This is a genomic window from Thermus brevis, from assembly GCF_026427635.1.
In the GTDB taxonomy this organism is placed as follows: Bacteria; Deinococcota; Deinococci; order Deinococcales; family Thermaceae; genus Thermus; species Thermus antranikianii.
On the sequence record NZ_CP102606.1, the window covers coordinates 2034340 to 2047561 of the forward strand.

At 64.3% G+C, this 13222-nt stretch carries 11 protein-coding genes and 1 other annotated feature; of the genes, 4 read left to right on the forward strand and 7 right to left on the reverse strand.

Annotated elements, in window-relative coordinates; translation table 11 throughout:
* From nhaA to fsa, 7 genes are all read right to left on the reverse strand, one after another.
* Window positions 1–1239 (reverse strand): Na+/H+ antiporter NhaA, encoded by a 1239-nt coding sequence (gene nhaA, locus KQ693_RS11010; protein ID WP_267261298.1) that lies wholly within the window; start codon window positions 1237–1239, stop codon window positions 1–3.
* A gap of 7 nt (window positions 1240–1246) precedes the next feature.
* Window positions 1247–3301 (reverse strand): heavy metal translocating P-type ATPase, encoded by a 2055-nt coding sequence (locus KQ693_RS11015; protein WP_267261299.1) that lies wholly within the window; start codon window positions 3299–3301, stop codon window positions 1247–1249.
* 31 nt (window positions 3302–3332) lie between these two features.
* Complete coding sequence (locus tag KQ693_RS11020) at window positions 3333–3692, reverse strand: ArsR/SmtB family transcription factor (RefSeq protein ID WP_219758526.1); 360 nt, start codon at window positions 3690–3692, stop codon at window positions 3333–3335.
* Window positions 3693–3712: 20 nt separating this feature from the next.
* Window positions 3713–4594: a pyridoxal 5'-phosphate synthase lyase subunit PdxS gene (gene pdxS, locus KQ693_RS11025; RefSeq protein ID WP_219758527.1), complete on the reverse strand. Its 882-nt coding sequence runs from the start codon at window positions 4592–4594 to the stop codon at window positions 3713–3715.
* Window positions 4595–4681: 87 nt separating this feature from the next.
* On the reverse strand, window positions 4682–5878 hold the full coding sequence (locus tag KQ693_RS11030) for a LysM peptidoglycan-binding domain-containing M23 family metallopeptidase (RefSeq protein ID WP_267261300.1): 1197 nt from the start codon (window positions 5876–5878) through the stop codon (window positions 4682–4684).
* Between the two features lie 125 nt (window positions 5879–6003).
* A complete protein-coding gene (gene rho / locus KQ693_RS11035; RefSeq protein WP_015717442.1) occupies window positions 6004–7287 on the reverse strand; it encodes a transcription termination factor Rho in 1284 nt (427 codons plus the stop codon).
* Window positions 7284–7955, reverse strand: coding sequence for a fructose-6-phosphate aldolase (gene fsa / locus KQ693_RS11040; protein WP_267261301.1), 672 nt, complete (start codon window positions 7953–7955; stop codon window positions 7284–7286). Before fsa ends, rho begins: the two co-directional genes overlap by 4 nt.
* Window positions 7956–8092: 137 nt before the next feature.
* Window positions 8093–8330, forward strand: a binding site (T-box leader).
* A gap of 34 nt (window positions 8331–8364) precedes the next feature.
* On the opposite strand from fsa, the gene ileS reads away from it, so the two are divergent.
* From ileS to KQ693_RS11060, 4 genes are read left to right on the forward strand one after another with little or no spacing between them, the layout of a single operon-like run.
* Window positions 8365–11496, forward strand: coding sequence for an isoleucine--tRNA ligase (gene ileS / locus KQ693_RS11045; protein WP_267261302.1), 3132 nt, complete (start codon window positions 8365–8367; stop codon window positions 11494–11496).
* Window positions 11497–11500: 4 nt separating this feature from the next.
* Window positions 11501–11668 carry a hypothetical protein gene (locus tag KQ693_RS11050; protein ID WP_267261303.1) on the forward strand — a complete coding sequence of 56 codons (168 nt, stop codon included), beginning with the start codon at window positions 11501–11503 and terminating at the stop codon, window positions 11666–11668.
* A 23-nt stretch (window positions 11669–11691) separates the two neighbouring features.
* On the forward strand, window positions 11692–12723 hold the full coding sequence (locus KQ693_RS11055) for a M24 family metallopeptidase (RefSeq protein WP_267262382.1): 1032 nt from the start codon (window positions 11692–11694) through the stop codon (window positions 12721–12723).
* Window positions 12724–13221, forward strand: coding sequence for a septal ring lytic transglycosylase RlpA family protein (locus KQ693_RS11060; RefSeq protein ID WP_267261304.1), 498 nt, complete (start codon window positions 12724–12726; stop codon window positions 13219–13221). It abuts the gene before it with no gap.
* Window position 13222 lies beyond the last annotated feature (1 nt).

Consider the following 13222-nt stretch of genomic DNA (forward strand, 5'->3'; position numbering starts at 1 on the left):
CTAGGCTTCGGACCTGTCAAGGGAAGCTCGCACCAAAAGAACACCCACTAACCCGGCCACTAGAGAAGCGGAGAGCACCCCCACCTTGGCTTGGTCCAGCATCCCCCCTTCAAAGGCCAAGCCAGCAATGAAAAGGGCCATGGTAAAGCCAATGCCCGCCAGAAAGCCCACACCCACAATGGACTTTAGGTTCACCCCTTCGGGCAAGGCGCCCAAACCCAACCGCAACGCTAGCCAGGAAGCGAAGAGGATTCCCAAAGGTTTCCCCAAGAGAAACCCCAAGCTTATTCCCCAGGCCACGGAACCAAACCCCAGCCCCTGCAAGGCAACCCCAGCATTAAAAAACGCAAAAACCGGCAACACCCCAAAGGCTACCCAAGGGTGAAGGGTGTGTTCCAGACGGTGCAAGGGGCTTTGCGCTTCCTCCACCTGCTCCTCGAGGCCTTCCAACTCCCCCTCCAGCTCCTCGGGGTCCTGGGCAGAGGTAGCCCCCTGGAAAGTCCTAGCCCGCCGCAGAGGGACAGCCAAAGCCAAAAGCACCCCGGCCAAGGTAGCATGAAGACCTGACTGGAGGACAAAATACCACAGAAGTAACCCCAGAAGCATGTAGGGCCAAAGATGCCACACCCCTAGGCGATTGAGCAGAAGAGCAAAACCCAGGACCAGGGCCGCCAGGATCAAGGGAAGGGATTCTAAGCCCCCGGTGTAGAAGAGGGCAATCACCAAAACCGCCCCCAGGTCATCTACTATGGCTAAGGCAGTGAGAAAGAGCTTAAGTCCCAGAGGCACCCGAGGTACCAGAGCCAAAACCCCCAAGGCAAAGGCGATGTCCGTGGCCATGGGTACTCCCCAACCACGAGCCTCGGGCAGGCTGGGATTGATTGCCAGGTACAAAAAGGCCGGCAGGATCATTCCCCCTACCGCCCCTGCCAAGGCTAGCCCAGCCCTTCTGGGATTCTTAAGCTCGCCAGAAACAAGTTCACGCTTAAGCTCCAGTCCCACCAGTAGGAAGAAAAACGCCATGAGGAGGTCGTTGACCCAAAGAAGCAGCGGCTTTTCCAATGAAAACTCGCCAAAACGAACACCCACCAGAACTTCTCGTAGCCCAAAATAGACCGTGGCCGCCGGAGTGTTGGCCAGTATAAATGCCAGAAGAGCCGCCAAGAAGAGGACCAGCCCTCCTTTGGCCTCACTTTCAAGAAACTGCTCTAGTAGCCTGGGATACCTGCGCACGGGCATGGGATTACTATACCCGGCGCCACAAAAGGCGCAGACTGTTGACCGTCACCAACACGAGTGCTCCATTGTCCACCAGCACTGCGGCCCAAAGCCCCGTGTAACCCATGAGGGTGGTGAGGAGGAAAAGCCCCTTGAGCCCCACCGCCAAGGCCACGTTCTGGCGGACCACGCCCAGGGTCAGGCGGCTTAGCCGGAAGGCCCGGGGCAAGGCGGCAAGGCTCAGAAGCCCCACGTCCGCGCTCTGCAGGGCAGCCTCCGTGCCCTCGGCCACGGCAAGCCCCACCGTGGCCCTGGCCAGGGCTGGGGCGTCGTTCACCCCATCCCCCACCATGGCCACGCCACCCCTACCTTCCATCTCCTCCACCAGGCGAAGCTTGTCCACGGGAGAAAGGCCGGCCCGGATTTCCCCAGGGAAAAGCCCTATGGCCATGGCCAAAGCCAAAGCAGAGGTCTCCCGGTCCCCGGTGAGCAAGAGAGGCTTAAGACCCAGTTGGCGCAGTCCGGCCAAAGCTTCCCGGGCCTCAAGGCGAGGGGTATCCTGGAAGGCCAAGAGGGCCAGGGGAACCCCTTCCCTAACCAGGAGGGAAAGGCTGAAGCCCTCCTCGGCTAAGGCCCTCACCTGGGCTTGCACCCCGGGGAGTAGGTCCCAGGCCTCGGGCCGCACCAAACCCACCTCCTTCCCCTCCACCCGGGCGAAGGCCCCAAGGCCCGGCACCGCCCAATGCTCCTCCGAGGGCAAGGCCTTGGGGCCCGAAGCCTCCCGCACCGCCCGGGCTAAGGGATGGGAGGAACCCTCCGCCACCCCCTTCGCCAGGGCCAAGGCCTCCTCCGCCGAGACCCCAAAGGTAACCACCCGCACCAGTGTGGGCTTTCCCAGGGTCAGGGTTCCCGTCTTGTCCAAAGCCACGTAGCGAACCCCAGCCAAGCGCTCCAGGGCCGCCCCGCTCTTAAAGAGCACCCCCGCCCTGGCCCCCCGGGCCACCCCTGCGGCGATGGCCGCAGGCACCGACACCACCAGGGCGCAGGGACAGGCGATGAGGAGAAGGGCCAAGGCCTTGTAGACATGCCCCAGGAAATCCCCCTGGAAGAGGGGAAGGACCAGGGCCACGAAGCCTGCCAGGGCTAGGACCGCCGGGGTGTAGCGACGGCTAAAGGCATCCACCACCCGCTCCGCCTGGCTCTTCTTGAGAAGGGCCTCCTCCGCCAGGCGTTCCATCTCCGCCAGGAAGCCCTCCTCGGGAAGGCGCTCCACCTTTACCACCAAGCTCCCCTCCTGCACCAGGCTGCCCCCGTAAACCGGGTCCCCTATCCCCTTGGGCCTAGGCAAGGGCTCCCCGGTGAAGGCGGCCTCCTCCAAGGAAGCCTGCCCAGACACCACCACCCCGTCGGCCGGTACCCGCTCCCCCGGGGGCACCCGCACCAGGTCCCCCACCCTCAAGGCCTTAAGGGGCACCTCCTCCACCCTTCCATCCGTTAGGCGGTAGGTCCGCCTGGGAAGAAGCTCGGAAAGGGCGTAAAGGGACCTGCGGGCCTGGGCCACGCTATAAGCCTCCAGCACCTCCCCCACGAGGAAGAGGAAGACCACCACCGCCGCCTCGGCCTCCGCCCCGATAAGCAAAGCTCCCAGGGTAGCCAGCGTAACCAGGGTTTGCATGCTGAAGGGGTTTTGCCGGAACGTAGCCACCCCACGACGAGCCAGGGGGAAAACCCCCACCAAGGCCGCCAGCCCATAGCCCCAAGGGGCTAGTCTGGGGAGGAACAAAGAGGCCAAAAAGGCCGCCAGGAGAAGCCCTCCGGAAGCCAAGGCCCAGCGCCAGGGTCCCAAAACACCCCTGCTCGTGTCCCCTTCAGGCTTCAAACGGTAGCCCAAGGCGGAAACCACCTTTTCCGCCTCTTTCTCCGCCCCGGGAACCTCGAGGTGCAGATACGCCTTACCGCTGGCAAAGCTGACCTGGGCCTGCACCACCCCAGGTACCCCGGAAAGGGCTTTCTCCACCTTTAAGGCACAGTCGGCGCAGTCCAGACCCTCCACCCGGAACACGCGGACCCTGGGAGCCTCCATGCCCCCAGGGTAGCATCACTTGAGTATTTGTTCAAGTGTTCTCCAACGCGTGCTCCAGGGCTCCTTCCAGCAGCCTCTCCACGTGGTGGTCCGCCAGGCGGTAATAGACCTGCTTTCCCTCCCGGCGAAAGGCCACCAGCCGGGCCTGGCGCAGAAGCCTGAGCTGGTGGCTCACCGCGGAAACCGAAACCCCAGCGAGGAGAGCCAGATCGCACACGCAAAGCTCTCCCGCCGCCTTCAACGCCAGAAGAAGGCGCATCCGGGTGGGGTCGGCCAAAGCCTTGAGGAGGAGGGCGGCTTCCCCCAGCACCGCCTCCTCGGGCAATGCCGTGCGGGCTTTCTCCACCCGCTCGGGGTGGATCTCGTAAACCCCACAGACCGCCCGAGCCATGGCCTTCCCCTAGGCTTCCCTTACCAGCCTCGCTTGGCCAGGCGCTCCTCTTCCTTAAGCTGGTCCAGGTTGATGCCCACCATGGGCTCACCCAGGTCCTCGGAAACCTCAGCCAGCACCTCGGGATCGTTGTAGTGGGTCACCGCCCGCACGATGGCCCTGGCCCGCTTCTTGGGGTCACCGGACTTGAAGATGCCGCTTCCCACGAAGACCCCATCCATGCCCAGGTGCATCATCAAGGCGGCATCGGCCGGGGTGGCGATGCCCCCGGCGGCGAAGTTCACCACGGGAAGGCGGCCGTGGTCGTGGACCCACCTCACCAGCTCCAAGGGGGCCCCGATCTCCTTGGCGTAGGCCACGAGTTCGTCCTCCCGGAGGGACTGAACGTAGCGGATCTGCTTCCACATGGTGCGGGCGTGGCGCACCGCCTCCACCACGTTGCCCGTGCCCGCCTCCCCTTTGGTGCGGATCATGGCCGCCCCTTCGGCGATGCGCCTCAGGGCCTCCCCCAGGTCCCGGGCCCCGTTGACGAAGGGCACCTTGAACTTCCATTTGTCGATGTGGTGCTCCTCGTCGGCGGGGGTGAGGACCTCGGACTCGTCGATGAAGTCCACCCCGATGGCCTCGAGGATCATGGCCTCCACGAAGTGCCCGATCCGCACCTTGGCCATCACGGGAATGGACACCGCGGCCATGATCTCCTTGATGACCTTGGGGTCGGACATGCGGGCCACGCCCCCCTGGGCCCGGATGTCGGCGGGAACCCGCTCCAGGGCCATCACCGCCACCGCCCCCGCCTCCTCGGCGATCACCGCCTGCTCGGGGGTGGTCACGTCCATGATCACCCCGCCCTTGAACATCTCGGCAAAGCCGGTCTTGATCTGGAAGGTACCCTTCTCCATCCCGTCCTCCATCCTCCAGCTTACCGCCCGGCGGGTCAAGCCAAAAGAATCCGGGGGCCCAAAGGCCCCCACGGCGCTAAGGCCCACCTAGGGCAGATAGGCCAAGGGGTTGCGGGCCACCCCGCCCACCCGCACCTCAAAGTGCAGGTGGGGCCCGGTGGACCAGCCGGTGGAACCCACGTATCCGATCACCTGCCCGGCTTCCACCCACTGGCCCGCCCGCACGGCGATGCGGGACATGTGGGCGTAAAGGGTTTCCACCCCTCCACCATGATCCAGCACCACGTGGAAGCCGTACCCCACCGAGCTCCAACCCGCCACCTCCACCTGGCCCGCCTTGGCGGCCACGATGGGGGTGCCGTAAGGAGCAGCCAGGTCGATCCCCGTGTGGAAGCGCTGGAAAGCTCCCCGCTGGCCGAAGTAGGTGGTGATACGAAAGTCGGAAAGGGGCCAACGCATGGCCCCTTCCTGGTAGCTCACCCGCCGCACCTGGGGCCGCTGGGTCTGGGCCTGCTGCACCTGCCGGGTACGTTGCTGGGCCAGGGCCTGCTGCCTCCTGCGTTCCTCCGCCAGGCGCCTCAGCTCCTCCTGGCGACGCCGCTCCGCCTCGAGGCGGGCCTGGCGCTCCGCCTCCTGTTTGGCCAAAAGGCGCTGGTACGTGGTTTTGGCCTGAATGCCGGGCAGGAGGACTAGGTCCCCTGGCTTCAAATCCAAGGGATCCTTCACCCCGTTGGCCCGGGCCACCGCCACCGGGGAGAGGCCAAAACGGGCCGACAGGTCCACCAAGGTCTCCCCCTCGGGCAGGGATACCACCAAGCCCCTGGCCCTTTTTGGAATGTAAAGAACGCTCCCCGCCACCAGCCGGTCCAAGCTTTCTAAGGAAGGGTTGGCGGAAACCAGGTCCAGGACGCTTATGCCATAACGGCTCGCCACCCCCTGAAGGGTATCCCCAGGGCGCACGCGGTACACCTCCACCCCTGGGGGTACCCGGGGAGAGCGGTCCTCCACGGCCACCAAGGGAATAAGAAGCCTTTGCCCCACCTGCAAGCGGTCGCTTTGCAGGTTGCTGGACCACATGATGTGCCTGGGATCCACCCCGTAACGAGCGGCAATCTCGACCAGGGTATCCCCGGGCTTCACCTCGTAGAGCACCCACCCCTTTCTAGCCGCCTGGCCCACCTCCACCGTGTTCTCGGGAAGGGGAAGGGGGCTAAGAATAGGGAGCTTAGCAAAGGCCAAAGAGGAAACCAATAGGCATAAATTTCCCCACCATATTCCCCGCAACGCTCACCTCCCAACAAAAACCCCGCCCAAACCTCGCGGGGATTATACCAGGACCAAGCGGGGAAAACGCAAGGGGCACAAGGCCTTGGGGGGCGGGCTTTCCGCCCCCCAAGGGAAAATCCCGCCTAACGGGCGGCCAAGGACGCCAAAAACTCCTTGTTGTTCTTGGTGCGCCCCAAACGGGCAAGAAGCATCTCCATGGCCTCCGCCGGGTCCATGTCTGCCAGGACCTTGCGCAGAAGCCACATCTTGTGCACCACCTCCTCGCCCAAGAGGAGCTCCTCCCGACGGGTCCCGGACTTCAGAATGTCTATGGCCGGGAAGATGCGCCGCTCCTCGAGGCGGCGGGAAAGGTGGAGCTCCATGTTCCCTGTACCCTTGAACTCCTCAAAGATCACGTCGTCCATGCGGCTTCCCGTTTCCACCAGGGCCGTGGCTAGGATGGTAAGGCTACCCCCACCCCGGATATTGCGGGCCGCTCCCAGGAAGCGCTTGGGGAAGTAGAGGGCGGCAGAGTCCAAACCGCCGGAAAGGGTACGGCCCGTGGGCGGGGTTACCAGGTTGTTGGCCCGGGCCAGGCGGGTGATGGAGTCCAGGAGGATCATCACGTGCCCCCCCTCCTCCACGATGCGCTTAGCCCTCTCGTGGACGAATTCCGCCACCCGGATGTGGTTCTGGGGAGGTTCGTCAAAGGTGCTGGCGATAACCTCAGCTCCCTGGACGCTTTCCCGGAAGTCCGTGACCTCCTCGGGGCGCTCGTCTATGAGCAAAACGATCACCTTGATGTCGGGTTCATTCTTCAGGACCGCATTGGCGATCTTCTTGAGGAGGGTTGTCTTGCCCGCCTTGGGTGGGGCCACGATGAGCCCCCGTTGCCCCCGGCCGATGGGGGCCAGCAGGTCGATCACCCGGGTGGAAAGCTCATCGGGGGTGGTCTCCAGCTTGATCTGCCGGTCGGGGAACTGGGGGATGAGCTCGTCAAAGCGAGGCCGGTTCTTGGCGGCCTCGGGATCCAGGTCGTTCACCGCCTCCACCTTGAGGAGGGTTCCATAGCGCTCGTTCTCCCGTGGAGGCCGCACCCGGCCCACGATATAGTCCCCGCTCCTTAAGGCATACTGCCGGATGAGTCCTGCAGAGACGATGGCCACCCTGGATTCCAGGTTGTACAGGTTCTCGGTGATGAACCCGTACCCATCCGGGCTGATCTCCAGGTAACCCTTGACCAGCTGCAGGCCCTCCCCTTGGGTCTGCCGCTCCAGGAGGGCCATGATGAGCTGGTCCTTCTTCATGCGCTTGTAGTTCTCGATCCCCGCTTCCTGGGCCAGCAGGTGGAGCTCCGGAAGGATCTTGGCCGAAAGCTCCTGATAGGTGAGGGGTGCTTCTTGTTGGGTATCTGCTTTTCTCCTCATGGCTTGACCTTCTCCCAGTCCTCCATAAAGCGTCTAAGGCCTATGTCCGTCAAAGGATGCTTAAGAAGCTGCTTGAAGACCGTATAGGGCATGGTGGCGATGTCCGCCCCAAGAAGGGCGGCCTCCGTCACATGGCGGGGATGGCGGATGGAAGCGGCGATGACCTTGACCGGCAGGTTCTGGACCTGGATTAGCTCCACGATCTCCCGCAAAAGCTCTCCCCCATCCCAGGAGATATCGTCCACCCGGCCCAGGAAGGGGGAGACATAGGCCGCCCCCGCCCGGGCCGCCAGAAGGGCCTGGTTGGCGGAAAAGATCAAGGTCATGTTCACCTTCACCCCCTGGGTGGAAAGGCGCTTGCAGGCCTTCAGGCCCTCCTCGGTGGTGGGCAGCTTGACCACGATGTGGGGATGGATGGCGGCAAGCCGTAGGCCCTCCTCCACCATGGCCCCTGCCTCCAGCGCGGTCACCTCCGCCGACACAGGTCCCTTCGCTACCTCGCATATGGTCCGTAGGTGGGCGAACAAAACCTCCTCGGTCAGCTTTGCTCCTCGGCCCGCATACTCCTTAGCCACCAAAGTGGGGTTGGTGGTAACCCCGGAGAGCACCCCCCAGGCAGCGATCTCCCGTATCTCCTCCAAGTTGGCGGTATCCAGGTACAGCTCCATGAGCACTCCTTTTGTCGGGAAGTGGACCGGCTTAGCTCGATTCTAGCAGACCCAGCCCAGGCGTTGTCAAGGAAGGGGTGGGCTGCTAGCATGGGCTTAGCCGCCAACGGGGGATTTTACCCCAGGGGGCATGAGCTGTAAAGGCGAGGATGGGGAGAGTACCCCTTTCCAATAGCCTAGAGCGAGCCGGGGAGGGTGGAAGCCCGGTGGTGAGGAAAGGCGGGAAGATCACCCCGGAGCCGCGGGAGGAAAGGGGCTAAGGGCCTCGAGTAATGCCCGCCGGGTGCGCCCGTGATCGCGCGGAAATGAGGGCCTGGAGGCTATCTCCAGGAAGCGCGGTGGTACCGCGGAAGCCCTTGCGCTTTCGTCCGCGCCCCAAGGGCGCGGGCGTTTCTTTAGGGAGGAGCGTATGTTCAAGGAGGTCGGTGAACCCAACTTTCCCAGGCTGGAAGAGGAGGTTCTGGAGTTTTGGAAGCGGGAGAGGATCTTTGAGAAAAGCGTGGAAAACCGTAAAGGCGGGCCCCGCTACACCATTTACGAAGGCCCCCCCACCGCCAACGGCATGCCCCACGTGGGCCATGCCCAGGCCCGAAGCTACAAGGACCTTTTCCCCCGGTACAAGACCATGCGGGGCTACTACGTGCCCCGCCGAGCCGGCTGGGACACCCACGGCCTGCCGGTGGAACTGGAGGTGGAGAAGAAGCTGGGGCTAAAGAGCAAACGGGAGATCGAGGCCTACGGCATCGAGCGCTTCAACCAGGCCTGCCGGGAGTCGGTGTTCACCTACGAGAAGGAGTGGGAGGCCTTCACCGAGCGCATCGCCTACTGGGTGGATCTCAAGAACGCCTACGCCACCCTGCACCCCACCTATGTGGAAAGCATCTGGTGGAGCCTGAAGAACCTCTTCGACCGGGGGCTCCTCTACCGGGACCACAAGGTGGTGCCCTACTGCCCACGGTGCGGCACGCCTCTTTCCTCCCACGAGCTTTCCCTGGGGTACAAGGAGATCACCGATCCCTCGGTCTACGTGCGCCTTCCCCTTAAGGAACCGGGGAGGCTGGGCCTGGAAAAGGCTAGCCTCCTCATCTGGACCACCACCCCCTGGACCCTGCCCGGGAACGTGGCCGCGGCGGTGCACCCCGAGTACACCTATGGGGCCTTTGCCGTGGGGGAGGAGGCGGTGATCCTCGAGGAGACCCTGGGCCGCAGGCTCCTCGGCGAGGAAACCCCCATTCTAAGGACCTTTTCCGGGAAGGAACTGGAGGGCCTGGCCTACGACCCCCCCTACCCCCAGGCCCTGGAGAAGGGGTACTTCGTGGTCCTGGCCGAGTACGTGAGCCGGGAGGACGGCACGGGCATCGTCCACCAGGCCCCCGCCTTCGGGGCCGAGGACCTGGACACGGCCAGGGCCTACGGCCTTCCCCTCCTCAAGACGGTGGACGAGGAAGGGAAACTCCTGGTGGAGCCCTTTAAGGGCCTCTTCTTCCGCGAGGCCAACCGGGCCATCCTGAAAGACCTCCGCTCCCGGGGGCTTCTTTTCAGGGAGGCAAGCTACCTCCACAGCTACCCCCACTGCTGGCGGTGCTCCACCCCCCTCATGTACTACGCCACGGAAACCTGGTTCATCAAAAACACCCTCTTCAAAGAGGAACTCATCCGTAAAAACCAGGAGATCAACTGGGTCCCGCCCCACATCAAGGAGGGACGCTACGGGGAGTGGCTCCGGAACCTGGTGGACTGGGCCCTAAGCCGCAACCGCTACTGGGGCACGCCCCTTCCCATCTGGGTCTGCGGCTCTTGTGGAAAGGAAGAGGCCATCGGCAGCTTCCAGGAGCTGAAGGAAAGGGCCATTCAACCCCTTCCCGAACCCTTCGATCCTCATCGTCCCTACGTGGACGGGGTGGAGCTCCGATGCACCTGCGGGGGCACCATGCGCCGGGTTCCCTACGTGATCGACGTCTGGTACGACTCCGGGGCCATGCCCTTTGCCTCCTTGCACTACCCCTTCGAGAACGGGGAGGAGTTCAAGGAGGCCTTCCCCGCGGACTTCATTGCGGAAGGCATCGACCAGACCCGGGGCTGGTTCAACTCTCTGCACCAGCTTGGGGTGATGCTCTTCGGCTCCATCGCCTTCAAAAACGTCATCTGCCACGGCCTCATCCTGGACGAAAAGGGCCAGAAGATGAGCAAGTCCAAGGGGAACGTGGTGGACCCCTGGGACATCATCCGGGAGTTTGGGGCGGATGCCCTCAGGTGGTACATCTACATCTCCGCTCCCCCGGAGGCGGACCGCCGCTTCGGACCCAACCTGGTGCGGGAAACGGTGCGGGACTACTTCCTCACCCTCTGGAATGTGTATAGCTTCTTCGTCACCTACGCCAACCTGGACCGGCCGGACCTTAAGAACCCGCCTCCCGTGGAGAAGCGGCCCGAGCTGGACCGCTGGCTTCTTGCCCGGCTCCAGGATCTGATTCAAAGGGTGACGGAGGCCCTCGAGGCCTACGACCCCACCCAAAGCAGCCGGGCCCTGCGGGACTTCGTGGTGGAGGACCTCTCCCAGTGGTACGTGCGCCGGGGCCGCAGGCGCTACTGGAAAAACGAGGATCCCCTGGACCGGGAGTCCGCCTACGCCACCTTGTACCAGGCCCTGGTCACCATCAGCCAGCTCTCCGCCCCCTTCACCCCCTTCCTGGCCGAGGTGCTTTGGCAGAACCTGGTGCGCTTGGTAAGCCCCGAGGCCCCCCTTTCCGTGCACCTTTCCGACTGGCCCGAGGTGGACCCCCATCTGGTGGACGAGGAGCTGGTGGCCAAGATGCGGGCGGTGCTCAAGGTGGTGGACCTGGCCCGCTCCGCCCGGGCTAGAAGCGGGATCAAGACCCGCATCCCCCTTCCCCTTCTCCTCATCACCGCTCCCACCGCCCTCGAGCGGGAGGGCCTGAGGCACTTCGCCCCCGAGATCGCCGAGGAGCTCAACGTGAAGGAAGTGCGGGTCTTGGAACTAGGGGAAGAGGTGCTCCGCTACCGGGTCCTGCCCAACCTGAAGCTCCTCGGCAAGAAGTACGGCAAGCTCCTTCCCAAAATCCGCGAGGCCCTGGAAAGGGAGGCCTCGAGGGTGGCTAGCCTGGTCCTGAAGGGGGAAAGGGTGCCCCTGCGTTTGGAGGACCAGGAGGTGGTCCTGGAGCCGGAGGAAGTGCTCCTCGAGGCCCAGGCCCCCGAGGGGTACCAGGCCCTGGAAAAGGAGGGATACGTGGCCGCCCTGGAGGTGCGGGTCACGGAGGAGCTGAGGCTTGAGGGCCTGGCCCGGGACCTAATCCGCCACCTGCAACAGACCCGCAAGGAGATGGGCCTCAAGGTTTCCGACCGCATCCGGGTGGGCTACGAGGCGGAAGGCGCCTACCTGGAAGCCCTGAAACGGCACGGCAGCTGGATCGCCGAGGAGGTCCTGGCCTTAGAGTTTGCTGAAGGCCTCTTCCCCGGCCACACCACCCTCCTGGAGGACGAGGAAGGCCGGGTGCGCTTCAGCTTGGCCAAGCTAGAATAGAGCCATGGGCCAGCCCGCCCGAAAGGCCCTCAGCCTCGAGGCCTACCTGCGGGAGGGAAACAAGTGGACCTACCTCCGCCTGGGGCCGGGGGAGAGCCTTCCTCTCCCCTGCCCCACCCTGGAGTTGGCCGTGGACGACCTCTACCGGGGCGTGAACCTAGAAGAGGGTTAACGGGTGGTATAGTAGGCCCCGTGCTGGACCCGAAGACCCTCCTCGAGCCCCTAGGGCTGGATGCCCTTTACGTGACCCGCCCCGAGAACGTGCGCTACCTATCGGGCTTTCCTCACCCCGAAGACGCCCAGGTCCTCGTTACCCACGAAGGAGCCTTCCTCCTCACGGATCCCCGCTACCCCGAGGCGGAGCAGGAAAGCCGCATCCCCGCCAAGGTGCTGAAGCGGGAGGAAAAAGAGGAGGTCTTCAAGGGCTTGAAAGGCCGGGTGGGCTTTGAGGCGGAACACCTCCCCTACGCCGCCCTGGAACGCCTGCGGGAGCTTGCCCCCGCGGAGTGGGTGCCCACCAAGGGGGTTATCGAGCGTCTCCGGCTCAAAAAGACACCGGAGGAAGTGGAAAGGATCCGCAAGGCCCAGGCCCTGGCGGAGGAAGCCCTGGCCCACGCCCTTACCCTGCTCAAGCCAGGGGTGTTGGAACGGGATGTCGCCTTGGAAATAGAGTTCTTCCTGAAACGGCGGGGGGCCGAGGTGGCCTTCCCCCCCATCGTGGCCTCGGGGGTGCGGGGAGCCTTGCCCCACGCCAGGGCCTCGGAAAAAGCCCTCGAGGCGGGGGAGCTCGTTACCCTGGACCTGGGGGCCAGGGTGGGGGGGTACCACTCGGACATGACCCGCACCGTGGCCTTGGGAAGGGTGGACGGGGAACTCAAGCGGGCCTTTGAGGCCACCCTGGCCGCCTTGGAACGGGTTCTAGAAGTTCTGGGCCCAGGGAAGAGCACCAAGGAGATGGACGCCCTGGCCCGGGAGGAGCTTAAGCGCTTTGACCTGGACCGCTACTTCGTCCACTCCCTGGGGCACGGGGTGGGGCTTGCCGTGCACGAGGGGCCGGGGCTTTCCCCTTACACGGAGGAGGCCCTCGAGGCGGGCATGGTGGTCACCGTGGAACCCGGGGTCTACCTGCCGGGTATAGGCGGGGTGCGGATTGAGGAGCTCGTCCTCATCCGGGACACAGGGATTGAGCTTCTCTCCCGCTTCCCCCGGGGCTGGCAGGAGGTTTAGGTGCGCACCCTCATCCTGGCCCTTTTCCTCTCCAGCGCCCTGGCCCAGACCTACACGGTAAAGAAGGGGGATACTCTCTTCCGCATCGCCAAAGCCCACGGTATGAGCGTGAGGGAACTGAAGGAGCTCAACGGCCTCACCTCGGACCTGATCCATCCCGGCCAGGTCCTGAGGCTTACGGAAAAGGAGCCCCCAGCCAAAACCCGCTTCCTGCAGGAGGGGCTTGCGGTCTGGTACGGCCCCGGCTTCCACGGCAGGCGCACGGCCAGCGGGGAACGCTACGACATGCACGCCCTCACCGCCGCCCATCCCTCCCTGCCCTTCGGCACCCGGGTGCGGGTCACCAACCTGAAAAACGGCAAAAGCGTGGTGGTGCGCATCAACGACCGGGGGCCCTTTGGAGGAAGGTATATCATCGACCTCTCCTACGCCGCGGCCAAAACCATCGGGGCCCTTTCCGCCACCCGGGTACGGGTGGAGGTTGTGGAGGAGGAGTAGC